A 25046-nucleotide genomic window follows, 5' to 3' on the forward strand; every position below is an offset into this window, starting at 1 on the left:
CCCTCTCTACACCGCCATGTCCTCCGAACTACACGCTGAACGACGCGAAGGCACGATGGTGCTGACGATCAGTGACCCGCCGTCGCGCAACGCGCTGTCGGAGCAGGTGTTCGCTGCGGGCATCGAGGCCATCGATACTGTCGAAAGCGATCCCACGGTGCGCTGCATCGTGCTGCGCGGCGACGGCGAGCACTTCAGCGCGGGCGGCAACCTGCACAAGCTCAAGGCCAACCGCAAGGCCGAGCCCGAGGTGCAGGGCAGCATGCTGCAAGGTTTTCATGATTTCGTCGAAGCGCTTCGTACCTGTACCAAGCCGGTGATCGCGGCCGTGGAAGGCGCAGCGGCCGGCGGTGGCTTCTCGCTCGCACTCGCCTGCGATCTCATTGTGGCCGCGGACGATGCGAAGTTCATCATGGCCTATGGGCGCATCGGCCTGTCACCGGATGGCGGAGCCACCTGGCAATTGATGCAGCGCCTGCCGCGCAATCTGGCGCTGCAGATGCTGTGGCTGTCTGAGCCTTTTACCTCGCAGCAATTGCATGCGCACGGCATCGTGAACTGGGTCACCGCTCACGGTGGCGCGTTGAAGCAAGCCTTGGAGATTGGCGATCGCCTTGCTCTGTGTGCGCCGAACGCCATCGCGAGCGCAAAAGATCTCATCAACCAGTGGCCTGAACGCAGCCTCGCGCAGCAACTCGACGCCGAGCGCACGCACTTTCTCGACAACCTTTTTCAAGCCAATGGCGCGGAGGGTCTGCAGTCCTTTCTGGACAAGCGGCCACCGCGCTTCGAATGACTGCAGCGCCGCTTCAGTCTGTCGCGTCAGAGACAAAACATGCAGCCCCCCATTCTTACAATCGAAGAGCAGTCCAACATCGAGTCAGGCTCGTGGTTCTCCAAACTCTCACAGCCCTTGCGCGAAGCCATTCTGTCGCGCGCGCATGTGCGTCGGCTGGCCGATGGCGCCATGCTCTCGTCACGCGGTGCGCCGGCGGAGTCGTGGTGCGGCGTGGCGAAGGGCGCCGTGCGCGTGAGTTCGGTGTCGCTTTCGGGCAAGGAGATCACGCTCACCTACGTCGAGCCTGGTGTGTGGTTCGGCGACATCTCGCTGTTCGACAACTTCCCGCGCACGCACGACTCCAACGCGCATGGCGAGACCACGCTGCTGGTGGTACTCAAGCCCGACTTTCAAGACCTGCTCTCGCATCATGTGGAACTCTACGAAGCACTGCTTCGATTGAACTGCCGCCGCCTGCGCTTGATGTTCGACATGATCGAAGACCTGAACACACGCCCGCTGTCGGCACGGCTGGCCAAGCAGATCCTGCTGCTGGCGCGTGGCTACGGCGTCAAGCAAGGCGACGAAACGCGCATCGGCTTGCAGCTTGCGCAAGAAGACCTGGCGCAACTTCTCGGCGCTTCGCGCCAACGCGTCAACCAGGAGCTCAAGGGCTTCGAACGCGACGGTGCCGTGCGCATCGAACCGACGCGCTTGGTGGTGCTGTCCAAAGAAAAACTGCTGGCGCTCGCCGAGCGCTAGGCACATCGCAAGACCTTTGCACCGGCCCGCGCAACGCAGGCCGGTGATTGAGCGCGCGCCCCTCACCTCAAGGAGACAGACATGGACTTCGGTTTCTCACCTCGCACGCAAGAGTTGCAAGCCAAGCTGCAGCGCTTCATGGACGACTACGTCTACCCTGCTGAAGGGCGCTACACCGCCGAGATCGCGGCCAACACCGCGGCCGGCAAACGCTGGACACCGCTGCAGACGATCGAAGAACTGAAGGTCAAGGCGCGCGAGCAGGGCTTGTGGAATCTGTTCTTGCCGCCCAGTGCCGATGGGTCGAGCCGCGAGGCCGAGTACGGCCCGGGCCTGAGCAACCAGGAGTACGCGCCGCTGGCGGAAATCATGGGCCGCGTGATGTGGTCGAGCGAGGTGTTCAACTGCTCGGCGCCCGACACCGGCAACATGGAAACCATCGTTCGCTATGGCAACGCCGAGCACAAGAAGCGCTGGGCCGAGCCGCTGCTGGACGGCAAGATCCGCAGCGCCTTCGCGATGACCGAACCAGCCGTCGCCTCATCGGACGCCACCAACATCTCGGCCAGCATCCAGCGCGATGGCGACGACTATGTCATCAACGGCCGCAAGTGGTGGATCTCGGGCGCCGGCGATCCGCGCTGCGCGATCTACATCTTCATGGGCAAGACCGACCCGGAAGCCCCGCGCCACAGCCAGCAGTCGATGATCCTGGTGCCAGCCGACACGCCGGGGGTGAAGGTGATCCGCCCGCTGCCGGTGTTCGGCTACGACGACGCCCCACATGGCCACTGCGAGATCCTGTTCGAGAACGTGCGCGTGCCTGCCAGCAACATTCTGCTCGGCGAAGGCCGCGGCTTCGAGATCGCGCAAGGCCGCCTCGGCCCGGGCCGCATTCACCACTGCATGCGGTTGATCGGCCTCGCCGAGCGTGCCCTTGAGCTGATGTGCAGGCGCGCCTCGTCGCGCGTGGCATTCGGCCGCACGGTGGCCGAGCAAGGCGTCACGCGCGAGCGCATTGCCGAGGCGCGCTGCATGATCGAGCAGGCACGCCTGCTCACGCTGAAGTCGGCCTGGATGATGGACGTGGCCGGCAACAAGACGGCCAAGGCCGAGATCGCGATGATCAAAGTGGTGGCACCCTCCATGGCCTGCCAGGTCATCGACTGGGCCATGCAGGTACACGGCGGCGGTGGCGTATCGGATGACTTCCCGCTCGCGTACTTCTATGCCATGGCCCGCACGCTGCGTTATGCCGACGGCCCTGACGAAGTGCACCGCAACGCCATCGCCAAGCTGGAGCTCGGGCGCTACGCCTGAGCCGTAGACCCCACCGGGCCTGGCCTGACGGTCAGCGCCCCTTGGGCGGCTTGGGCTCTTCGGGGTCGAGCTGGGTTTGCCAAGCCGTGGAACCCGTGCTTTGCCAGTCGGCCGAACCTTCGGCCATGACACCGGCCACGCGCAGAGCCTGGCGCACGGCCACCTCAAACACGGACACCGCCTGAGCGATGAGCTCTACCTTCGGCTCAGGCATTTGCATGCGCAGATAGACGCGACCGCGCAGAAGCATCAGCACGAAAGGCGGCTCGTTCTTCAGGAAGCCGAGCGCGGCTTCGTCCATCTGCCGAGCCAACGGGCCTTCGACCCAATGGCTTGCTTCGATCGGCACGTTGCCCACCAGGCCGAAACGCATGCGCACGTCTTTTGACGCCTTGTAAGGCACCTTGGGGAACATCGCCAGCCAGCGCATCTCTTCGGGCGTTGCGCCGTCGATCACCGTTTGCGTGCTTTCGGTGAATCGCTCGAAGGTCTGCCGCTCCAGGGTCTCAAGCAAGGGCTGCGACAGCAACAGCATCTGCAGATTGGGCGACAGGCCCAGCTCCATGCGCAGACGCAGCTCGTGTCCTTCGATGTAGAGGCGCTGTGGCGGCCCCCATTCAAGCCGCCAGGGCTTGCTTTCCATGCCACCATCGATGACGAAACCAACGCCTTCGTGTTCGCGCTTGAAGCCCAGCTTATTGGCCTTGGCCCAGTCGGACACCTCGCGCCAATCCGGCCCGGGGGGCTGGCGAGAGATCAGCTTCTTGAAGGCGTCAAGCATGATGGGATGGCATCAACACGCGGCATCTGCCGAGCTAAAAGAGGACATACCGATGATCGAAGTGTATTCGTGGCCTACGCCCAACGGGCACAAGATTCATATCATGCTCGAAGAATGCGGGTTGGCTTATCGAGCCCACCCCATCAACATAGGGACAGGCGAACAGTTCAAGCCGGAGTTCCTGGCCATCAGCCCCAACAACAAGATTCCGGCGATCGTCGATCCCGATGGGCCTGAAGGAAAGCCGATCTCGCTGTTCGAGTCCGGCGCGATCCTGCTGTACCTCGCAAGCAAGACCGGCAAGCTGCTGCCCGAGTCCGTCTCGGGGCGCTTTGAAGTGCTGGAATGGTTGATGTTCCAGATGGGCGGCGTGGGGCCGATGCTGGGCCAGGCGCATCACTTCCGCATCCACGCACCAGAGAAGATCGAGTACGCCGTCAACCGCTACACCAACGAAGCGAAGCGGCTCTACGGCGTGATGGACAAACGTCTGGCTAAGAGCAAGTACATCGGCGGTGCCGAATACAGCATCGCAGACATCGCCATCTTCCCTTGGTTGCGCTCCTGGAAGAACCAAGGCATCGACTGGGCCGACTACCCTCACCTCAAGGGCTGGTTCGACGAGATCGCTGCCCGCCCGGCCGTTCAGCGAGGTGTCGCGGTGCTGGCCGATCTGCGCAAGCCTCTGGTCGACAGACAAGCGCGAGATGTTCTCTTCGGCGCGCAGCAATACCAGAAACGTTGACCCCCTTGCTTAGGGGTGTTCCTGGGGTCCCACCTAGAACCACAGCGCCGCTGTGGGGCTTGTGGCGTGCAAAGCACGGCAGAATGCCAACTCCTGCCCATTCGGGCCACGCAGCTCCCCGCTGCATCACCTTGCAATGAACCTGTTCGAACCTCTCCAGCCGCCTGGTCACCTGCCCGTGGGTGCAGGGCATGCGCTCGCGCCCGGCGCGATGCTGGAAGATTTCGAAATCACCCAGGTTCTTGGCCTGACGAGTTTCGGGGCGCTTTATCTTGCTAACCAGGCGACCGACGGCACGCCCGTGGCGCTCAAGGAGTACCTGCCTGCGGCCATTGCAACGCGCAATGCCGACGACGTCATCGAGCTGAGCGATCCGTCGCATGAAGAAGCCTTTCATCGTGGACTTCAATCGTTCATCGGTGAGGCGCTTGCACTCTCGCAGTTCAACCATCCCAATCTGCTGCACGTGAGTTGTGTCTGGGAAGGCAACGGCACCGCCTATCGGGCAATGCCCTACCTGCTGGGAACCAGCCTGCTGGCGAAGCGCTCAACCAGCCGCGAACCTGCCAGCCAGGCGCAGCTGCAGCTCCTGCTGGACGGTCTGCTCGGCGCGCTAGAAACCTTGAACGCTGCCGGTTTGGGGCACGGCCGGATCGAGCCCGTCAACGTCTTCATGATCGAAGGCGATCAGCCGGTGTTGATGGACTTCGATTCGGTGCACCACGCGGTGCAGAGCGATATCCTCACGCCTTATGCCGACGCCTACTCAGACCCAGCCCGGGCGGCACAGACGCTCGTTGGCGACTTGCACGCCATTGCCGCAGTGCTGCACTTTGCGATCAGTGGCCAGTGGTCGCCGCTCAACGCCAAAGAGCCGGTTCGCCACGAGCCTCTGGCGGATGTGCTCATGCGGCTCAAGGACAGCGCCTCGGCTCTGGGATATGCCCCCGAGTTCCTCAGTGCCATCGACACCGCACTCGCCGCCGCCCCAGCCGACCGGCCGTGCAGCGTGGCGGAGTTCCGGGCCCTCTTCTCCCCTCAAGCCGTCAAGCTGCCCCGACCGCACAAGATCAAGCGGCCGATTCCCGCGCGCCCGCCCACTGAATATCCGCTGAATTCATCCGAGAGCGTGCTCGCCCTGCTGGCCAACTTCGATCGTTCCCCGAGTGCTGCCGAAGATGTCGAGCCCTTTGAAAGCCCGGCGGTTCCGACGCTGACGGAAGAGGCCGAGCCCGCACTGCCCCCGATGCGCACAAGCCTCTTCGACGCCATGGACGCTGGGGATGCGCTGCCGCAAGACGGCGTGGGTTACGGACGTGCGGCGGGCTCCAAGCCCTCGCCAATCGTGCCGGCCAACCGCGGGCGGCAGCGAGCGCTGCTGGTGACGAGCGTCCTCACGCTGGTGCTGGTGTGCGTCGGGCTAGTTGGGTGGCTTCTGTTCGGCTGAGCGTTCAGTTCGGAGAGTGTTCCGCGTAGAAGGTCTTCAAGCCGGCATCCCGTTTGCCGCTTGCTGCCATGGCTTCCTCGCAGACCCGGACCCGGTTCGACGGACACATCAGGATGCTCGCTTCGGCAGCATCGGCCAAGCCGTCCTTCCCTTGTTGCTGCGCCACATCGACATAAGGGCCGATCAGATGGAGACATTAAACCCTCCGGCTTGACGCCGCCGCACACCGCCATCAAGGTTGACCGTCACAACTACAAGACCGTGCTCGGGAGCCGGCTGCAACCGGGTGACTTTCTTCTGAACGTTTCGGTGGACGTCAGCAGCAAGGCCTTGATCGAGCTGTGCCTGGAGCGCCAGGCCTGTACCTCGACACGTCGACCGAGCCATAGCCGGGTACCTATACCGACCGATCCGCGCCGCCCGCGCAACGCACCAACTACCAGCTCCGCGAAGAGGTGCCGGCCCTTCGGCGCTCAGGCAACCCCAAGCAGGCGACGGTACTTATGATGCTGGGGGCGAACCCGGGCCTGGTGCCGCCTTATCCGGTCGCAGCCCACACCGACCCGTCGGCATCCATCCGCAGAGCGGTGACATGGCCCTGACCCGGTCTTTTGTCGAACGTATAGGTCGCTCCGACCTTGCCGTCATTGAAGTACGACACACCGCTGTCGTCCTAGAACGACAGCCACAGCCCGCCTCGGTCGGCCATGACGAACTAGGCTTGCTGCCGGCGACCGAACGTAGCCCACGGAAGGTTGTCGACGAACGTACCCCGGGACAGGCCGCCAGGCCCTTGTTGCCCGCCAGCCAGAGATTGCCGGCCGCATCGCCCGTCATGGAGTAGATCTCGGTGCTGGGGCCCGCGTTGACCGCGACGAAGCGGTCGTTCGCGAACGTAGGCGAGCCCCGCGAGGGTACTCGCCCAGAGGCGCCCGTCGGCGTCCTCGTACAGCGAATGCACTTGCGAACGGGGCAGTCCGTCGCGGCCCTTATAGACGAAGAGCTTGCCGTCGTTCCAGCGTGCCAGCCCATCGTTCGTGGCCACCCAGATACTGCCATCCCTGGTGGAGAAAACGGACTTCACGACATCGTCGGGCAGGCCCTGTTGCATCGAGAAGGTGATCACAGCCAACTTGCGGAAGCGGTCCACTCCTCTCTCGCTGCCGAACCAGACGTTGCCCTCGCGACCCTCGAAAAGGCTGCAGGCGATGTTGCCCGACAGACCCTGCGGCCGTGTGAACACGTCCGCTTGGCCATCCTTCACGTGAATGAGCCCGCGGCCGTCGGTTCCGATCCACAGCCCGCCGTCGCGATCTTGCAGCAGCTTGTTGGCCTTGATGTCGCGGTCGGCGAACCATTCGTCGGCCTTGGCGACTCGTTGAAAGCGGTGGGGCACGAGCTGGTCGCCAGCCACCTCCCTGAGGCCCCCTCCGATGCTGCCGACCAGAACCTAGCCCTCGGCAGTCGTCGTTAGATCGTCCACGCGCACGCCGGACATGGAATAGCGTCGCGGCGTCCCGGGGCTCCCGACCTGTGCGCGCGGACCGTCTCGACTTCGGCCAAGCGGCGCTGGGTATGGCTCAGTGTTGGCTCTTGCCATGGACGAACAAATCCACCATGGTCATTCGATCTACTTCATCGAAACGCCGTGAGAGGCAAGCGCCTGTCTTGGCCTCGAGGGTTGGCCGCCATCATTCTGTCCGCCTCCGGAGGAACGTGGTGACGATCGGATGCCACGCCGGCCAATGGCCGGGTCAGCCGATAGCGGACGAGGGCCGCCGCGCCGATGGCGATGGAATCGGCTCCGAAGCGCGATGTCCGAACCGAGGGCGGCGCCAAGCCGGCCGCGTTGGCGTACGCGTTGAGGGTGCTCCGCGCAGCGTTGAGGTAGGTCTCGCCCACGTCGACAACCGACCTGCTCAGCACGATGCAGCCTGGATCGTAGGCAGCCGTCAGATTCTGCAGCAAAACACCGAGGTAGCTGCCCGCCTTCTTGACCGCGCGAATCGTGTCGGCGTCACCTTCAGCCAAGCGGCGCTGGACATCGTCCAGCGTTGGTTCTTGTCGCTCCTGCCAACGGAGCATCACGCGCGGGCCGATCAGCGCCTCAGCACAACCGCGGCGACCGCACGAGCACTGCGGGCCGTCGATCTGCAGCACGATGTGACCCACTTCACCGGCAAAGCCGCGGTTGCCCGTGAGAAGCCGCTGGCCAACGATCACTCCAGCGCCCACGCCCTGGCCGAGTTTGACGTAAAGCAACGGGTCCGCGGCGTCCGACGAGCTGAACTCCATTTCCCCCAGCGCTCCGACGTCGGCGTCGTTCTGAACGAACAGCGGCACGCCGGCCAGCGCCGTTCCCTTGAGTTTCTTGGTTAGCAGCGTTCCGAAGGGAACGTCGCGCCATCCAAGATTCGGCGCGAAGTGCAGGAAGCCGCTCGCCTCTTCGACGCCACCCGGCAGGCCAACGCCGATTCCGATGATCTTGTGATGGCCCTTTGCCAGTTGCTTGCGCACGGCCAAGAGCGCTGCCGCGAGGCCCGCGATGCTGGCCTTGTCCGTCTTCGTGGCGTCGTGGTTCGCCGCAGCGGTCGCCAGTACGTCACCTGTCAGCGAGGTGGCGACGACTCGGATCGAGTCAATGCCGACCTCGGCACCCAGCAGCAGCAGGCGCGTGGGGTCGATGAACAGCGGTGTCGGCCGCCGGCCGAGGTCCCCCGTGGCAACGACTTCGCGCTCCATCAGCCAGCCCTCCTCGAGGAGTTCGCGTACCAGCGAGCTCACCGTGGACTTCTGCAGCCCCACGGCCATGGCCAGGTCTACACGCGACAAACCTGCGTTAGAACACAGGTGACGCACCAACGCCATGCGGTTGATGTTCTTGAGTAATTGTTGATTCCTGGCGACCTGAACTGTCAAAAGATGCACCTCTGTGGGTTTCGCACCATTTTAGTTATTTCAATGAATTAACTAATCAAGTAAACACCCTGAGATGAATTCACCAGCGAAGTAAACAAGCGAAAACGGTGAACCACCCTGTGATGTCACGACGTGGGCGGCAGGCGCGACACGGCGGCGGAGATCCCTTAGGGTCCGTGCACGGCTTCGAGCGCCTCGTCGCAAGCCTGCCTCGAGAGCGCCCGCGCGTTCCGACCAGTGCCCCATGCCAGCCATGGCGAACCTGCTAGAGGCGTCGAAGCTGTCCTCGTCCAGCGTGATCCGGGCACCGTCCGGCCAGGTTCGTCATGTCCGACCATCCTCGGTCAAGGCGCGGTTGCAAGAGCACGGTAGACGATGCCTTTGGGTCGAGCTCACGGGCGTCCGGCCAGCAGCGTCTGCAGCGTGGGTGCCATCGCGCGCTGCCAGATCGCGTAGCCCTTCTCGTTGGGGTGCAGCAGGTCGGGCATGACGTCTCTGCTCAGCGAACCGTCGGGATTGAGCAGGGCGGCGTTGATGTCCAGGTACTGCACGCTGCGGCCGTCGGCGTAACCGGCGATGAGCTTGTTGACGCGCTCGTTGACGCTGCGCAGGTAGTCATCGGGCTTCTCGCCCCGAGGGAAGATGGCGAGCAGCAGCACCTTGGTCGATGGCAGGCGCTGGCGGATCTGATCGAGCAGGTGCTTGACGCCGGCGGCGGTGCTCTCGGGACCGCGCAGGCCGGCATTGTTGGTGCCAATCATCAGCACCGCGACTTTTGGCGAGATGCCGTCGACCTCGCCCTGCTCCAGCCGCCACAACACGTTCTCGGTGCGGTCTCCGCCGAAACCCAGCGCCAGCGCGTGGCGGGCGAAGTGGCGCTGCCATACCGCGCGCCCTTCGTTCTCCCAGCCCTGGGTGATCGAATCTCCGATGAAGACCACATCTGGCGGCGTGCCGGCGGCGACGAGCCGGTTCTTCTCCAGCAGCTTCTGCTCGTGCAGCTGCAGCCACCAGTCGTTCGAGAACGACTCGGTCTGCTTGGCCGGCGTGAACGACTCCGTGCGGTAGTCGGGACATGGCAGGCCGGCCTTGGCCTCGCGCGTGATCCGCACGTTGGCCACGCTGACGCGGCCACTGCCGGCGCCTTCCAGCGCGAATGGCAGCCTCACCCTGGAGAAATCGGCGCCCTCGCGGACGAAGCAGCTCATCGCCAGCGCCACGTGCTGCCGGCCCTTGCCGGCCCAGGCGCGCGCCGGCTCGATGAGGTTGACCGAGCGTTCGCACCATTCGCCACAGCCCACGATCGCGCGCACGCCACCCTTGGCCAACTCGTCGACCTCAACGTCGAACTCCAGCGTGCCGCCGACGTAGGGGCGCAGGTCCAGCGGCTCGCGGCTCTCGAAGCGCAGCATGGTCGCCCAGTGGTCCTTCCACTCAAAGCGCACGGCCTCACGGCGGTCGCTATTGCCAAGCGCGGTGGCGCCGACAGGCTTCGGTCCCGGCGCGAGGATGCTGTCGCCGGTGAGTTCGGCCTGGTTGCCCCCGGAACCGACGACGGTGCGCCACGCTGCGGCAGGCGCGGGAAGGATCACGAGATCTGGGCCTGCCGGCGCGCGCGGGCCTGACATGCAGGCGGCGAGCGAGATGCTGAGAAGGACGGTGCTGAGGGTGGTCTTCATGAAGTGGTGCTTTTGTTGCATGGGATTGCCAGTTGCCGCCGTCGAGCGAACGCAGGTACTCGACCAGCGCGCCGCGGTCTGCCGCGGACTTGTCGCCCGTCGCTCGGCGGCTCTGTTCAGTAGGTGTCGATGTCCAGGGTGCCCAGGTCCAGGCCGTCGCTGGTGGCCCGCAACGTGGCGCGGCCTGTCTTGCCGGTGGACTGAAGGATCACCTGCGCCTGGCCGTTGAACACGCTGCGCTGCCACGGCGCGGCCGGTGTGGTGGTGCGCAGCGTCGCCCAGCGGCGGCCGCTCTGGGCGGCGTCGAACAGCGCGCGCGTGCCGCCGGCCGGCGTCGGGAAGACAGCGGTCAGCGTGGCCTCGGCCCCCGCGGTCGTGTCGAGGTCGATGGCCAACATGCCGGCTTCCTGCCGCGGCGAGACTGGGCGGCCGTCGAGATAGAACTGCACGCCCGGCGTGATCTCGCCGAGCAGCAGCGCTTGGCGTTCGCTGGCCGGCGCGGTACGCGCGATGGTGGCCTGCACCATGTTCCAGGCGGTGTCGGCGGGCCGATGCTCGGGTGCAACCCACGCGAAGGGGTCACGCCAGCCGGAGCCTGCGGCCTGCGCAGGCCCGGCCATCAACGCCGTCACCTCCTCGGGCCGGGCGATGCTGCGGTGGCGCCAGCGCGTGGCGGCCGCGTAGCGATGCAGTTCGGCCGGCCGGTCGGCCTCGTGCGAACCGGGATCACCATTGCCCATGCCAATGAGCCGCACCGGACCGCTGGCCTCGAACGCGACGGGGTGGCCGGCGGTCGGGACGACGCGGCCCTCGCGGTCGACGACATTCACCGTGACCAGCGCCACCTCGTCGCTGCCGGCGCGCAGCCGCGCGCGGTCCACGGTCAGCCGCACCGCCGTGCCGTCGCCGGTGGTGGCGACGGTCTGCGTGGTGACGAGCTGGCCGCCTTGGTAGCCCCGCGCGGTCAGGCTGCCCGGCGCATAGGGCACGGCCCATTGCAGGTGGCCGTAGCGCTCCAGCGCCTTGCGGCCCAGCGAACGGCCGTTCAGCAGCAACTCGACCTCATCGGTGTTGGCGTAGACGCGCACGTCGATGGGCTGCCCTTCGCGACCCGGCCAGTTCCAGTGCGGCAGCACGTGCACCATGGGCTCGGCGGTCCATGCGGCTTTCAGGTACTGCCCGCTGTCCTTCAGCGCGCCGGTCGTGTCCAGCATGCCGAACTGCGACGAGACGGCCGGCCAGCCGAAGGGCGTGGTCTCACCGCGGTAGTCGAAGCCGGTCCAGACGAACATGCCGGCCAGGAAGGGGCGCTCCGCGACGAAGCGCCAGCCTTCCTCGATGGAAGAGGTGTAGCTGGCGCCCGTGCGCTTGTCGTAGGCGGCGACGTGTGCGTGCGCCGGATCGTCGGCATAGACGCCGCGTGTCGCATGCGTCGCGCCTTCCTCGGTGACGAGCATGGGCCGGTCGGGGAAGCGCCGGTGCATGGCGTCGATGTCGTGCTGGCCCTTGTAGTTGAAACCGATGACCTCTGCGCCCACCGACGTGCCTTGCGGCTGGCCCGAGCTGGAGGCGGCCAGCGTCACCGGCCGCGTCGGGTCCAGGCGGCGCACGATGGCCGTCATCTGCTGTGTCAGGCGCGTGCCGATCTCGCTGTTCTCGATCGCCCATTCCTCGTTGCCGACCGACCACAGGATGATGGACGGATGGTTTCGGCCACCGCGCACCATGCGCTCGAGTTCGTCACGGATCTGCGGCGCCGTGCCCATCATGCGGTGCTCGTCGATGACGAGCATGCCCAGCCGATCGCAGGCCTCCAGCAGCTCGGGCGTGGCCGGGTTGTGCGCCGAGCGGATGGCATTGACACCCATCGCCTTGAGCTTCTTCAGCCGCGCCTCGTGCATGCCGTCCGGCAGCGCGACGCCGACGCCGGCATGGTCCTGGTGGTTGTCGACGCCGTGCAGCTTGACGTGGCGGCCGTTGAGGAAGAAGCCCTCGTTGGCAGCGAAGCGGAGGGTGCGGATGCCGAAGGGGGTGTCGACACGGTCGACGACCTCGGTGCCGCGCTTGACGAGCGTCGTCAGCGTGTAGCGCTGTGGCGTCTCCAGCGACCACAGCTGTGGCGCCTTGACGCTCACTTGGGCCGTCAGGTCCAGGCTAGCATCGGCGCCCACCTGCCGGGCCGGCACGCTGACGCGGGCGACGATGCGGCCAGCCGGGTCGCGCAGCTCGTGCTCCAGGCTGAAGGACTCAGCCGCATGGCCGACGTTGCGCACCGTGGTGTCGACGGCCACATCAGCGCGGTCGCGGGTGACGGTGGCGCGCACGAAGCTGCCCTGAGGCGCAACATGCAGCGGCGCCGTCTGCGTCAGCCACACGTGGCGGTAGATGCCCGCGCCTTCGTACCACCACCCTTCCGGGGTGGTCGCATCCACGCGCACGGCGACGACGTTGCGGCCGCCGAAGTTCACGTAGTCGCTGATGTCGACCTGAAAGCCGGAATAGCCGCTGGCCTCGCGGTGCAGATAGTGCCCGTTGACCCAGACCACGCTGTCGCGGAACACGCCGTCGAACTCCAGCGCGATGCGCTGGCCGCGCGCCGACGCAGGAATGGCCAGCTCACGGCGGTACCAGCCGACGCTGTTCTCCGGGAAGCCGCGGCCGATGGCCTTGGAGCCGTGGGCGGAACTGCCGCGCGCGTCGAATGGCAGCTCCACGGCCCAGTCGTGTGGCAGGTCGACGCGGCGCCATGGCCGGTCCTCAAAGTCGGCTGCGGCGGGACCGTCGCCGTAGCCGGCCTTGCCGAAGAAGAACGGCCGCACGCCGTGATCGAAGTCCTGCGCGGGATCCGACGCGTGGCCCAGCGCGAAGCGCCAGCCATCGTCGATGCGGGTGCGCTGGCGCGAGCTGTCCGCCGCGCCGGCGCTGCCGAAGGAAAGGGTCAGCGCAAGGCCCCAGGAGACCCAGGAGGCCAAAGAGAAGAAGGAAGCGTGTCTCATCTGTATTCCCCAGAAGGGTTGTCAGTTCGCCGGCACGGCGGAATGCTGGCGTGCCCACATGCGTGCAGCGGCCGGTCGCGCTGCAGCACCATGTGGTCGCCGAAGACTTCGGACAGGCGCACTTCCGCCTGCGTGGTGGCGGCCATCAGGCACTGCAGGATTGGGAGGGCAACTTCATTCATGGTGAGAGTCGCAGCGTCATCGCGCGGCCTTGGTACTGAACGGTTCTTGTTGTTTCGGCCTGGCCTGACGCTGCCATCAGACGAACGCGCAGTTCTCGCCGCGCGACCATGCCGGGAAAGCGGCCCTGCCGCGCGCTGATGTGCAGGCGGCGGGTGGTGTCGTCCCAGCGCAGCGCGATGGTTGAGCGTTCTCCGCGTTCGTAGCGGTAGGTCTCACCGTCATCCTCGTAGAGGGTGAAGCTTGCGTTGGCGCCGGGGTAGATGCGGATCTCCCAGGGCGCGTCGGGGCTCTGGCCGGTGTACTCCACCACGGGTCCAAGCGGCACGATGGCCCCGGCGCGCACGAACAGCGGGAACTCGTCCAGCGCGTAGTCGCGCTCGACGCTGCGGCCGCCGGCATGGCGCTGGCCGGTCCAGAAGTCGAACCAGTCGCAGCCGACGGGCAGCAGCGTGGCCTGGCGCTTGCCCATCCGGCTCGCCTGCTCTGCCAGCGCACGCAGCTGGCTGGGCGTGTGCCAGGCCAGGCGCATGACGCGGTCACCGCCGGCCTGGAAGTAATCGATGCGCAGCTTGACCACCTGACCCTGGCGCAGCGTCATGCGATGGCCCTTGAAGCGCGTCGCGCCCACGGCCCAGTCGTCAACAACGAGCTTGTCGTCCAGCCACAGACGAAAGCCGTCATCGCCCTCGACGCCGATCTCGTGCTCGCCGTTCTCGGCGGCGATGAGCTCGCCCGTCCAGCGTGCCGAGAAGTTGTTCAGGCTCGACAGGCCGTCCGGCACATTCGCCAGGGGCGGACCCGGCCAGTGGTGGGCCATCGCCGCGTCGATGGTGCGGCTGGCGGCCTTGTCGAAACTGACGCCCTCGAAGTATTCGAGCACCAGGCCGGGCTGGCCATCGGGCGTTCGCACCTGGGCCACCGGCACCGTGGCTGGCGGTGGCTTCACCGGGTGGAACATGGGCCGCGTGATCGGCTGCACCAGGAAGGCGGGGCCGAACATGTAGGTGTCGTCCACCTTGCGCAGCGCGGTCTGATCAGGGAAGTCCATCGCCAGCCCCCGCATCATGATGTAGCCCTCCTGGCTGCTGCGCCAGGCCAGGCTGTAGAGATAGGGCAGCAGCTGGTACCGCAGCCGGGCGGCGCGCAAAAGTGAACCGTAGGCCGCCGGGTCCAAGCTCTTGAACAGATAGGGTTCGCGTTCAACAGATGTGCCGTGGATGCGGTAGACCGGATTGAAAATGCCGAACTGGTTCCAGCGTGCATAGAGCTCCCTATAGGCCGGGTTGCGCTCCCCTTCCGGGAAGTTGACGAAGAAGCCGCCGGTGTCTTGGGTCCAGTACGGCAGCCCGGCCATCGAGACGTTCAGGCCACCAGCGATCTGTGCGCGCAGCGTCGCCCACGAGGCCGTGGTGTCCCCGGACCAAGGCATCGCGGCATAGCGTTGCTGCCCCGCCCAGGCCGAGCGGGTGAGCGTGAACACGCGCTTGCCGCCCACATCGGCAGCGGCACGTTGGCCTTCGTACACGCCGCGCGTGGTGAGGAGGCTGTAGACGTTGAGGTAGTGCGTGGAGTCACCCATGGCGGTACGACCCAGGCGTTTGATGTCGGCCTCCACTTCGCCCGGGTCGTGGGCAGCGCCGCCCACTTCGACCTCGGTGCCGTCCATCCACAGCGCGTCCACGCCCACATCGAGCAGTCCCTTCTTGACGTGCTTGAAGTAGATGCGGCGGCCTTCGGGGCTGAATGCGTCGTAGATGCGCGCGCGCTTGGAGATCCAGTGCAGCGGCTCGAAACGCAGTCCCTGGGCATCGAGCTCGCGCGCCAACGCGGTGTCGTTGCCCACGGAGGGCCAGATCGACACCATCAGCTGGGTGTGGAGCGGTCCGTGCAGTTCGCGTGTCATCGCGGCAGGGTCGGGGAAGCGATCGGCGTCCCAGACCATGCCGCTCCATTTGCCGTCCCACACGCCATCCTTCTCGCCGCCCCAGTACTGCCAGTCCTGCACGATGTAGTCGAGCGGAAAGCGATCGGAGCGGAAACGCTGCACCACGTCCAGCAGCTGCTGCTGCGTGGTGTAGCGCTCCTTGCTCATGAACAGGCCGAAGGCGGCCTTGGGGAACATCGGCGCAGCGCCGGTCAGCCGGCGGTAGCCGGCGATCACGCCGTCCATGGTGCCGCCCGCCACCAGGTAATAGTCGGCACCCGCCGGCGCGCTCTCGGCGCGGAAGGTGGCGCCTTCGGGCCGGTCGCTGAAGCTCATCTTCGAGTACACGTCCCACAGCAGGCCCCAGCGCCGGGTGGAAACCATGAACGGCACCACGATGCCGATGTTGGTCTGCACCATCAGCACGTCGCGACCGCGGTAGTCCATGTAGGGCTCGTTGTACTGGCCCAGGCCGTACAACGATTCGTCGGGCGTGAGAGTAAAGGTCTGCGTGAGGGTGTAGCTGGGGCTGCCGGCGATCTCCACGCGCTGCAGCTCTGTCGGCGCCTTTTCGCGCTCGCGGGTCAGCAGTCGGCCGTCCGCGCCGAAGAAGGCGAGCGCGCCGCTGTGCTTGTCCACCGTGATGCGCAAGCCCGCGCCGATGAGGGTAAGAACGTCAGCGCTTTCACTGACCTCCAAGGCGACCGGCTGCGGTCGGGCCGTCACCACCAAGCTAGGCAGGGTGGTGTAGGCCTCGCCCAGGTGGGCGACGACGCGCACCAGACCGGAGCCGTAGAACAGCACACTCTTGGTCATCCCAGCGAGCTGGAACTGCAGGCCCTCGGCCACGCGGCGCCAGGCGAAGCCGCTCAAGCTCGTCTCCATGCCCACAGCGCGCAACTGCCCAGCGGCGTTCAAGGCAGAGGAGGATTGCCCGGCTCGGGCGTCAAGCCGCGCCAGCGCGCCCGCCGAGGTGCAGGCCACGAGGCCGAAGAAGTCACGGCGTTTCATATTCAAATTCTTTGGGGACTCATCAAATCCCCTTCTTGCCGGTCAGGGAAGCCGCGGCGCACCGGCGCGCACCGTGGGGCTCGTCAGGCGCGTTGCCGGTAGAGGGCGTACGGTTCATGGTGATGTTGGAGTTCGCCGGCGCCTGGCGCTTCGGCGCGGACACCTTGCGGGCCGTTGAAGACGAAGCGATGGCCGTGGGCCAGTGCGAGGGCCCCATGGAAAGAGGCGAGCATGTCTCATGGGCAGTCCCGTGAGAGGTTGCGGGTGTTCGCATGCCATGGCTCCGAGTTCATCGTGCCCGCGGCTCGATGTGCAGGATCACGCGTTGGTAGCGGGTCAGTGCGGGCGTGCCCTTGTCGGTGACCTGAACGATGACGTGGGCGGTGGCAGGCGCGTCCACCGCGGGTGTCCGCAGGCCGATGCGGGCCTGCACCTCGGTACCCAGCGGCAGTGGGGCTTTCAGCGTGCCGGCCTCGGGGTAGGCGATCCACAGGAAGCTCAGGCTGTCGCCATCGGGGTCGGCCGTAGGGCTGGCGTCGAGGGTGACCCAGTCGCCGCCGCGCACATGCAGGTCGGTGGCGTGTGCCAGGCGCACGACGGGCGCGTGGTTGGCTTCGGTGGGCGCGCGCGTCGTCCACAGCATGCGGGCGGCGAAGTCGTTCTGGATGGCTTCGCGCCAGCGCCACAGCGTCACGGCCGCGTCGTTGTACTCGCGCTCCCCGGGCTTGAGCGGGCGGCCGTAGGCTGAGGCAACTGCGGGCCGGTAGCGGTCCACGGCATTGGTCCAGATCGGGCGCGTCTCGGTCTCGACGGGCACGCCGCCGGTGAAGCCGTCCGGGTCGGTGTCCTCGCGGCGCGGCGTGTAAAGCTCGTAGCGCCCTCCCCAGCCGCCCCAGTTCGGGTGCTCGGGCGCGTTCAAACCGTTGGGAATGAGACCGAGGAAGGACGGCGTGTCGCCTTCCATGCCGTAGGCGATGTCAGGGTAGGCGGCGCCCAGCGGTCCGTGGCCCTGCTGGATGTGGCGCGCGATCCAGGCGGTGCTGACGTGCTGGTTGTCGATGCCCTCGACCTCGCGGTGTATCGCGGTCCATGTGGGGCGCGCATAGCTGCCGGGGCTGACGATGTAGAAGAGGCCCGGAAACTCGCGGCGCAGCCACGCACCGCTGTCGTCCTGGTCGGAAATGGCGTAGACACGCAGGCGGCTGACTGCCGCGTCGACGGCTTCTTTCGGGTGCGTGCGCCGCAGGCTGTGCAGGGCCTGCGCCAGCGTGTTGGCCCCGCCCCAGACGCTGACCCACAGCGGGCGCGGGTCGGCACGCTCAAGCTCGCGCAGCAGCAGCTCGGAGCCGGGCGTGTCGCGCCCTGCCCCGATGGCTTGCAGGCCGTAGCCGGGCTGGCCTGGGACCACGCGGGCCAGCAATTGCGCGGCATTGGGGTAGGCGCGGTCGTGCTGGCGCAGCCGGGGCAGCACCTGGGCATAGCGCTGGATCAACCGTTTGATCGACTCGGGATGCACGCCCTGCTTCATGTGCACCGAGGTCGTGGCCACGAGGCCGCGCAGCTCGATGTCGTTGGCGTAGAGCAGCAGTCGCACGAGGGACTGCGTGTCGTCGGGCTCGTTCTCGATGTCGGTGAGGACGACGAGCCGAGGCTTGACGGCCGGCGCTTCAGGCGCGGCCGAAGCGCCGGCCGACAGCATGAGCGTGCCGAGCAGCGCGGTGAATGAGAGTCTGAGCAAGGACGGAGCGTTCATGGTGAGCAGCACGAAGTCCCAGGACCATTTTTGCGGAACGTTGAGGTAACCGTCACCAGTCAGCGGGACTTCTTCGTGGTGTCCGCGGCAGCCACCCCACAGCGCACGAGGCGCGCACCGTGCGGCGGCACGGTTAGCACGCGGGTGCCCGAGGGCAGCTCGGCGCGCGCCCAGCAGTCGCGGCTGGCGTCGGGCAGCCACCCCGGCAGCGGTGCCTGCCACGGCTCGTCGCTGGTGTTCAACCACGCCACCCAATTGCCTTGCGGGCCCGTGCAGACGAAGCGATGACCCTGTGCAACCGAGTGCCACTCGCGTGCCCCCGGTACGCGCAGCAGCGCCAGCACCTCGGGGTTGGTGACGAGGCGCAGCGTCCAGTCGTCGAGCTTGCGCAGGTCGTTTCCCAGGATGAGTGGGCTGCGCGCGCAGGTCCAGGCGGTGAGCATCAGCAGCTGCTCGTCACGCGTGAAACCGGTATCGCGCTCGCCGCGGCCTTTCTCGTCGTAGTTGCGCAAGCCGATCTTGCCGACGGGCAGCATGTCGGCATCGGGCCAGGCGCCCGCGCGGGCGTGCGGCGCCCACTTCACCAGATTCACGAGGTTGTCGCGCAGCTGCGGCCAGGTGTCCCAGAAGTCGTTGCACACGCGCCATTGATTGGCGTGCGCCTGCAGGTGCGCCGCGTGCTCCAGCTGGGACGGGCCGGGCGACAGGCTCAACACCATGGGCCGACCGGTGGCGTCGATGGCGCGGCGGATCAGCTCCACTTCCTTGGCGTGGTAGTTGGGTGCGGCGATATCGTCGACCTTGACGAAGTCCACGCCCCATTCGGCCAGCTGGGCGAACCAGGCGCGGTACCACTCGAAGGCGCCGGGATGCTCGGGCTTGACGCCGCACATGTCGGTGTTCCATGAGCAAGTGGAATGGGTGTTGGCGACTTCGTTGCAGCGGTACTTGCTGCCGGCGATGGGCAGCTCCAGCCCGACCGCCTGGCGCGGAATGCCGCGCATGATGTGCACGCCGAAGCGCAGGCCCATGGCGTGCACCTGGGCGGCGAGCGGCGCGAAGCCGCGGCCGCCAGCGGCGCTGGGGAAGCGGTTGGGCGCGGGCTGCGGGCGGCCGTGGGCGTCGAGCACCAGCGGCGCGAAGTCCCGGTACCACCCCGACGTGGCGCCCGCCTCGTACCACTGGATGTCGACGGTGGCGGTGTCGTAGCCGAAGGGCAAAAAGCGCTCGGCGAGGATGCGCGCGTTGGCCAGATACTCGGCTTCGGTGACGCTGGCACCGAAGGCGTCCCAGCTGTTCCAGCCCATCGGCGGCGTCGGCGCCCAGGCGTGAAAAGGCAGGCCGGGCTCGGGGGTACCGGCGGCGGAGACTTTGGCAGAGGGGCCTGCGGCAGCGGCCGCTGACCCGCCGGCCACGGCAGCCAGTCCGGCACCCGCCACGGCTCGCACGAAGCCGCGGCGTGCCGGTTCATCGGGCAAGGTGCCCATCGAAGTTGTCTTGGTCATGAGCTGAGTTATGCAGGATGAAGAAGATGGGGTTCAGTTGCTGTACAGCAGCCCCCGCCCGGTACCACTGACGTAGATCCGGCCATAAACGTTCTGGTCGGCCGCCAACGCGCCGATGCCGCCGAACTGATGCGCGTCGTCGTTGAAGCGCGACCAGGTGGCGCCGCCGTCGTCCGAGCGGTAGACGCCCCACACGCCGCCCACCACGCCCACCACATAGACCGCCGCCGAGTACGCAGCGCCGGACTTGGCCTTGCCCAGTGCCACCGCCGTCGCGCCCTGCACGTCGGGCCAAGCGTTGCTGCCCGTGATCGATGCAAACTGGCTCAGCTTCGTCCAGCTCGCCCCCGAATCCACCGAGTGGTACACGGCGTTGCCGTCGGCCAGCCAGAGGTCGCCCTCGGCGTTGGGGTTGACCGCCAGCGAGGTGTTCGCGAAGTAGTTGGGCGCCAGCCCCGCGCTCACCGAGCCCTGGCTCAGCGTGAACGTGTGGCCGCCATCCGTCGACACRTAGGCCTTGCCCGGCGTGCCCCACCAATTGGCSCCTGAATCGTAGGCATAGACCTTGTTCGGGTTCTTGCGATCGGCAACCAGGTGGTAGCCGCGGGGGTAGATGGTGTTGATCGCCGGCAGATTGGTCGGCACCCAGGTCGCGCCGTTGTCCGTGGTGTACGACGGCACSGAGTARGCGGGCGCCCAGACCGCCTTGTTGCGCGCGGTGACCGCGATGCTCGCTTCGCCGCTCGTGTTGGCCGCGGCGCCGGGAGCGAGGGTGGCGAACTTYGCCCAGGTCTTGCCGCCGTCGCCAGACCAGGTGCCGAAGGCGGTACCGGTGCCGAGGACGACGCCGATGCTGGCGATGTAGAGCGGGTCGGACCACGCCATGTCGGCGGCGAAGCCGTTGCTCCAACTSGTGCCCGGCGTCAGGGTCGGCTTGGTCGCGAGGTTGGTGTGCACCCAGGGGCCGACGTCGCCCGAACTGTTGATCACGGTGTACGTTGCGCCRGCCGGCGGCGTGGCGAGGCCCAGCACGGCGGTCTCCTCCAGGCCGTCGATCGCCTCGTTCCAGCTCGGCGTGGAYGAGGACGCGTTGCGGGTTTCCCAGACGCCGCCGCCATGGACGTGCAGCACGCGGTCGGGGTTGAGCGGATCGATCTCGACGTCGTCGGGCCAGCCCCAGAAGGCMCCATCGGCCGGCGTACGCGACATGGTGGCCGCGATCTCGCGCCAGGTCTTGCCGCCGTCGCCGGACCACTGAATGACCTGCTGGCCGCTGTAGTTGCCCCAGGTGTTGGTCACRCCCAGTGCAATGCGGGTGCTCGYGCCGCTGCCGGAGACGGACACGCCGCCGAGGCCCAGGCCGGTCCCTGTCCCGCCGTTGTTCGGGTCCTTCAGCAAGGTCCAGGTGTTGCCGTCGAATTTGTAGAGCTGGGCGGGACCCGCGGAGCCCGGCCCGGTCTCCTTGGTGAAGACGACGTAGAACATGCCGTCGGCAGCGCGCACCATGTGCGGAATGTGAGAGCCGGAGACCGGGGTCGACACCGCGGTCCACGAAGCGCCGCCGTTGCTCGACTTGTACAGGTTGGATCCCAGGCCCGCCGCGCTGACGTAGTCGGGGGCGATGGCCGCGTAGATCGTCTGCGTGGCCGAGCCGCTGCCCTTGGTGCCGGTGTCGAGCACCACCAGCTCGACGCCCATCGCGCTGGCGATGCTCAAGGTGTTGACCTGGTCCTGGGTCAACTTGAGGGGGGACAGCGCCGTGACCTGGGCCCAGCTGAGGCCCGAGTCGGTGCTCTTCCACAGGCCGGCCGTGCGCGAGCCGTAGAACAGCGTCGAGGGCTTGTTGGGGTCGACCGTCAGGCGTTCGCCGATGGCCCGGCCGGGGTTGTTGCCCCCCAGGGGGAACGGCAGGCCGACGTGGGTCCAGTGGTCGCCACGGTCGCTGGAGATGTACAGGCGGCCGTTGCCTTCAGACGTGTACATGCCGGCGGCGAGGTAGACGAGCTGGTCGTTGTTCGGATCGACAGCGATGCTTTCGATGCCGTGGTACCGGCTCTCGGCTGCACCGAAGCCCAGACCGTCGGTGATGGGCGTCCAGGACGCCCCCATCTGGTTCCAGCGGTAGGCGCCACCGATGTCGGTGCGTGCGTACAGCAGGTTGGCGGTGGTCGGATGGAAGACGAGGCCGGTGACGTAGCCGCCACCGCCCCACTTCACGCTCTTCCAGGTGGTGGCCTGGGCTGGTGCCGGAGCAGGAGCAGGAGCAGGAGCAGGAGCAGGAGCAGGAGCAGGAGCAGGAGCTGGAGCTGGAGCTGGAGCTGGAGCTGGAGCTGGAGCTGGAGCTGGAGCTGGAGCTGGAGCTGGAGCTGGAGCAGGAGCAGGAGCTGGAGCTGGAGCAGGTGCCGGAGCAGGAGCAGGAGCAGGAGCTGGAGCAGGTGCAGGAGCAGGTGCAGGTGCTGGTGCTGGTGCTGGTGCTGGTGCTGGTGCTGGTGCTGGTGCTGGTGCTGGTGCTGGTGCTGAGCCCACTGGCGGCGCTGGGGTGCCCGAGTCATTACCTCCGCCGCAGGCTGACAGCATGAGTGCGCACAGCAGCGCGCTTGTTGCAGTGGTGCGGGTCGGGCGTTGGCTGGGCATGCTCATCGTGAAGTTCCTAATGCGTCAAAGTGCGGCGCGTGCATGCCGTTCGACATGCCACGCTCTCGTTTCCCGGCGCGATTTTGTGGGGCGCCACATCGGGCGAAATTGATCAAACTGTGACGAACCGACGAATGACACGAGCAGCGTTGGCGCTGCGAGACGCCATGCAACAGGATGCAAATTCAGACCGATTCGATTTACATCGAGCAGCGAGTTGTCCGGCTCTCCGCAAACGTCTCGAACACGTTCCGTTCCTTCGACGCGTCTACGGCCACGCAAGGAATGCCCCTCAGCTTCAGGATCATCCAAGGGTTGCTGTTTCGAACTGCTGTGTTTCGAGGAAGTCGGTAACTCCGTAAGGACCACCGATCATCGAATCTCGGGCGAGAGACGCGCTGAAACTGACGCCACTGCCTTCAATCTGCCATTTCCGATCTTCGACCGCGAGCATCGCTGAGACATGAGCTCTATGGCTTTGCAGATGTCGTTCGAGTTGCAGGCGAAGCACGCGCAACGCAGGATGCTGCGGCAACACCGTATCGAGCTGACGGACGGCGATCTCAGCCGCCCGAGGCGGCAGGCGCGCAAAGGGATCATCGGGCGACGACAGGCGGCACGAAGACTCGACAAGAGCGAGGTGGCGCAGTCGCGAGCGCGCAGTTGCGTCCATGTCCAGCAACTGCGTCAGCGCGCCGACTGGCACCGGCACCGCGCGGGGCAGTGGAGTCTCTACCAACGGTGGCGGTGTAGTGGGCAACGTCGACTCGATCGGACGTTCCGAGGTCTGCACCGAAGACGTTGCAATGGTTTGGACGGATCGCTGGTGAGCCGGCCGCCGTCGCAAACGAAACGACAGGCGGGCCCACCATGATGGTTTCGTCGCTATGAGCGGCATTACTACTGCCTTGGGTTCGGTGTTCATGTTGACGGCGCCGTTGACCAGCGGCGCCCTACAAACTATTCGAGCATCGCGAAGGCAGTCGAAGGTCCATGTGCGGCCGGCCCTATTCGCTCACTGGGGAAACGGAGCCGGGTTTGCCAAGTAGGCCTTGAACAGGTTCGCGAACTGGCCGCCGTCCGTGGCGATGGAAGTCTGCAGAGCTCCCCCGGGACTGAAGACGATCCCGAATACGCCGTTGCCCGTGTACTGCGTTGGATGCGTCAGCATGTAGTGGACGCGGTTGTCCCGATACTGGCCTGAGGTTCCGCCGGGAGTCGTCGAGGGCACGCCCATGGGGGTCTGCCAGAACAGGATCGGCAGGTTGCCCAGGTGGCTCCGCACGGTGCTCCAATCGTTGAGGCTCTGGTTGAAATTCGGTGTGGTGACGTTGTTCTCGTCCCAGTAGAACGGGCCGTTGCCGCGACCCGCACATTCGTCCACGGGCGTCGGGACTTCAAAGCAACCTGCATCACGATCGCTCGTTTGCGCCACGATGAAGTCGGCCTTGTCTGCACCGAGTTTTGCCATGAAGGTGCCGGTGGCGTTTGGATTCCCCGACCACAACGACGGGGGGAAGCCCATCCTCGCCTTGGGCGCATACGTCCGCCCGAGCGTCAACAGGCAACCGACGACGCCAACAGCCGTATTCGGTTGGCTGGCGCATTCCGGCACCGTGCTCACGCGCGCGGGCAACTTCGCCGGGTCACCGCCGGGTGCACTGCCCTCGGCGAAGCCCCAGAAGTCAGGCTCGAGGTTGACCAGGGCCGGCTGGCCGGTCGCGCCGATCTTCTGGTACATCAACTTGACTTGCGCCCAGTAGGCGGCCATGAACGGTGCGTCGTTGATGACCGTGACGTCGCCAGCCCGTAGGGAAGGCATCTGGAACAGAGTGAACATCGGCACGGCGCCCATGGCCGCGACGTCGCCGGAGAAGACCGTCACGAAGCCGCCATCCGGAGTGCCATATTGCCATTGCGGCCACCCGTTATAGCCGGAGTTGAAACCTGTGACCCCAACGAGATAGTGCTCGATGACGTCCGGAGCGATCTGCTGGGCCTTCATGTCCGTGAAAGGACTGGACCCGCCGAGGCCCACGAGCAGCCGACCGGGCTTGCCGAGGGCTGTAGTGATCGAAGGAGCGGGCGCTGGGACAGGAGCGGGTGCAGGAGCGGGTGCCGGAGCAGGTGCCGGAGCAGGAGCAGGAGCAGGAGCAGGAGCAGGAGCTGGTGCTGGTGCTGGTGCTGGTGCTGGTGCTGGTGCTGGTGCTGGTGCTGGTGCTGGTGCTGGTGCTGGTGCTGGTGCTGGTGCTGGTGCTGGTGCTGGTGCGGGCGTCGCGGGAGGCCCGCTGGGAGCTGTCCCCACAGGGTTACCTGACCCTCCGTTCGACCCCCCACCGCACGCGGCAAGCACGGCAGCAAACAGGGTGGTAGCAAGAGGGCTGATAAGGGTACGAGTCAAAGTCGACATATGGCTTGTGTCCAGATTGGAGTAACTGATCTCGGGCAGCGTGCGTACAACCACGCGACCGCAAAACTTGAAGCCCAACTTGGGCACGAAACGAACGAGCGACTTTTCTCGGGCTAGCCGCTCTCATGTTGAGTTGCTGTACAGCATGCCCGCGGCGTAGCGCCGTCCATAGGCGAGGCCGCCGCAGTGTCAGCGAGCG

Annotated in this window: 22 protein-coding genes; 8 read left to right on the forward strand and 14 right to left on the reverse strand. The window is 66.4% G+C overall.

Annotation, left to right across the window (positions count from 1 at the left end):
* The first annotated feature begins 16 nt into the window (after positions 1-16).
* The 3 genes from AC1DYS_RS14660 (at position 17) to AC1DYS_RS14670 (ending at position 2860) form a co-directional block, all read left to right on the forward strand.
* A complete protein-coding gene (locus AC1DYS_RS14660) occupies positions 17-796 on the forward strand; it encodes an oxepin-CoA hydrolase, alternative type (RefSeq protein ID WP_477900299.1) in 780 nt (259 codons plus the stop codon).
* Between the two features lie 39 nt (positions 797-835).
* Complete coding sequence (locus AC1DYS_RS14665; RefSeq protein ID WP_477900301.1) at positions 836-1540, forward strand: Crp/Fnr family transcriptional regulator; 705 nt, start codon at positions 836-838, stop codon at positions 1538-1540.
* A gap of 81 nt (positions 1541-1621) precedes the next feature.
* Positions 1622-2860, forward strand: a complete 1239-nt coding sequence (locus AC1DYS_RS14670; protein ID WP_477900303.1) for an acyl-CoA dehydrogenase family protein — start codon at positions 1622-1624, stop codon at positions 2858-2860.
* Positions 2861-2891: 31 nt separating this feature from the next.
* Here AC1DYS_RS14670 and AC1DYS_RS14675 read toward each other — a convergent pair whose 3' ends face one another.
* Entirely contained in the window at positions 2892-3641 is a 750-nt protein-coding gene (locus tag AC1DYS_RS14675) for a hypothetical protein (RefSeq protein WP_477900305.1), read from the reverse strand.
* A gap of 52 nt (positions 3642-3693) precedes the next feature.
* Between AC1DYS_RS14675 and AC1DYS_RS14680 the strand changes: the two genes are divergently transcribed.
* Positions 3694-4386: a glutathione binding-like protein gene (locus AC1DYS_RS14680; protein WP_477900844.1), complete on the forward strand. Its 693-nt coding sequence runs from the start codon at positions 3694-3696 to the stop codon at positions 4384-4386.
* 136 nt (positions 4387-4522) lie between these two features.
* Complete coding sequence (locus AC1DYS_RS14685; RefSeq protein WP_477900307.1) at positions 4523-5833, forward strand: serine/threonine-protein kinase; 1311 nt, start codon at positions 4523-4525, stop codon at positions 5831-5833.
* A gap of 4 nt (positions 5834-5837) precedes the next feature.
* On the opposite strand, the gene AC1DYS_RS14690 is transcribed toward AC1DYS_RS14685, so the two are convergent.
* Entirely contained in the window at positions 5838-5972 is a 135-nt protein-coding gene (locus AC1DYS_RS14690) for a hypothetical protein (RefSeq protein WP_477900309.1), read from the reverse strand.
* A 71-nt stretch (positions 5973-6043) separates the two neighbouring features.
* Between AC1DYS_RS14690 and AC1DYS_RS14695 the strand changes: the two genes are divergently transcribed.
* Positions 6044-6340: a saccharopine dehydrogenase NADP-binding domain-containing protein gene (locus tag AC1DYS_RS14695; RefSeq protein ID WP_477900311.1), complete on the forward strand. Its 297-nt coding sequence runs from the start codon at positions 6044-6046 to the stop codon at positions 6338-6340.
* Between the two features lie 208 nt (positions 6341-6548).
* On the opposite strand, the gene AC1DYS_RS14700 is transcribed toward AC1DYS_RS14695, so the two are convergent.
* The 10 genes from AC1DYS_RS14700 to AC1DYS_RS14745 form a co-directional block, all read right to left on the reverse strand.
* Positions 6549-7229, reverse strand: coding sequence for a ligand-binding sensor domain-containing protein (locus tag AC1DYS_RS14700; protein WP_477900313.1), 681 nt, complete (start codon positions 7227-7229; stop codon positions 6549-6551).
* A gap of 239 nt (positions 7230-7468) precedes the next feature.
* Positions 7469-8752: an ROK family protein gene (locus AC1DYS_RS14705; protein ID WP_477900315.1), complete on the reverse strand. Its 1284-nt coding sequence runs from the start codon at positions 8750-8752 to the stop codon at positions 7469-7471.
* 392 nt (positions 8753-9144) lie between these two features.
* Complete coding sequence (locus tag AC1DYS_RS14710; RefSeq protein WP_477900316.1) at positions 9145-10431, reverse strand: GDSL-type esterase/lipase family protein; 1287 nt, start codon at positions 10429-10431, stop codon at positions 9145-9147.
* A 116-nt stretch (positions 10432-10547) separates the two neighbouring features.
* Positions 10548-13427: a beta-galactosidase GalA gene (gene galA, locus AC1DYS_RS14715; RefSeq protein WP_477900318.1), complete on the reverse strand. Its 2880-nt coding sequence runs from the start codon at positions 13425-13427 to the stop codon at positions 10548-10550.
* Positions 13424-13609, reverse strand: a complete 186-nt coding sequence (locus AC1DYS_RS14720; protein ID WP_477900320.1) for a hypothetical protein — start codon at positions 13607-13609, stop codon at positions 13424-13426. Before AC1DYS_RS14720 ends, galA begins: the two co-directional genes overlap by 4 nt.
* A complete protein-coding gene (locus AC1DYS_RS14725; protein ID WP_477900322.1) occupies positions 13606-16545 on the reverse strand; it encodes a TIM-barrel domain-containing protein in 2940 nt (979 codons plus the stop codon). The genes AC1DYS_RS14720 and AC1DYS_RS14725 overlap by 4 nt, the downstream gene beginning before the upstream one ends.
* An 83-nt stretch (positions 16546-16628) precedes the next feature.
* Entirely contained in the window at positions 16629-16778 is a 150-nt protein-coding gene (locus AC1DYS_RS14730; protein WP_477900324.1) for a hypothetical protein, read from the reverse strand.
* A 56-nt stretch (positions 16779-16834) separates the two neighbouring features.
* Positions 16835-18283, reverse strand: coding sequence for a DUF1593 domain-containing protein (locus tag AC1DYS_RS14735; protein ID WP_477900326.1), 1449 nt, complete (start codon positions 18281-18283; stop codon positions 16835-16837).
* A gap of 74 nt (positions 18284-18357) precedes the next feature.
* Positions 18358-19803, reverse strand: coding sequence for a hypothetical protein (locus AC1DYS_RS14740; protein ID WP_477900328.1), 1446 nt, complete (start codon positions 19801-19803; stop codon positions 18358-18360).
* Positions 19804-19836: 33 nt separating this feature from the next.
* On the reverse strand, positions 19837-22020 hold the full coding sequence (locus AC1DYS_RS14745; RefSeq protein ID WP_477900330.1) for a dockerin: 2184 nt from the start codon (positions 22018-22020) through the stop codon (positions 19837-19839).
* 26 nt (positions 22021-22046) lie between these two features.
* Between AC1DYS_RS14745 and AC1DYS_RS14750 the strand changes: the two genes are divergently transcribed.
* Complete coding sequence (locus tag AC1DYS_RS14750; protein WP_477900332.1) at positions 22047-22382, forward strand: hypothetical protein; 336 nt, start codon at positions 22047-22049, stop codon at positions 22380-22382.
* A gap of 359 nt (positions 22383-22741) precedes the next feature.
* Here the strand turns inward: AC1DYS_RS14750 and AC1DYS_RS14755 are convergent, their stop codons facing one another.
* The gene (locus AC1DYS_RS14755; RefSeq protein WP_477900334.1) at positions 22742-23362 is read right to left on the reverse strand and encodes a hypothetical protein; all 621 of its coding nucleotides are present in this window, start codon (positions 23360-23362) and stop codon (positions 22742-22744) included.
* Between the two features lie 90 nt (positions 23363-23452).
* The gene (locus AC1DYS_RS14760; RefSeq protein ID WP_477900336.1) at positions 23453-24442 is read right to left on the reverse strand and encodes a hypothetical protein; all 990 of its coding nucleotides are present in this window, start codon (positions 24440-24442) and stop codon (positions 23453-23455) included.
* A 98-nt stretch (positions 24443-24540) separates the two neighbouring features.
* Between AC1DYS_RS14760 and AC1DYS_RS14765 the strand changes: the two genes are divergently transcribed.
* Positions 24541-24810, forward strand: a complete 270-nt coding sequence (locus AC1DYS_RS14765; protein ID WP_477900338.1) for a hypothetical protein — start codon at positions 24541-24543, stop codon at positions 24808-24810.
* The last annotated feature ends 236 nt before the right edge of the window (positions 24811-25046 follow it).

Source organism: Rhizobacter sp. P2_G4, assembly GCF_056403575.1.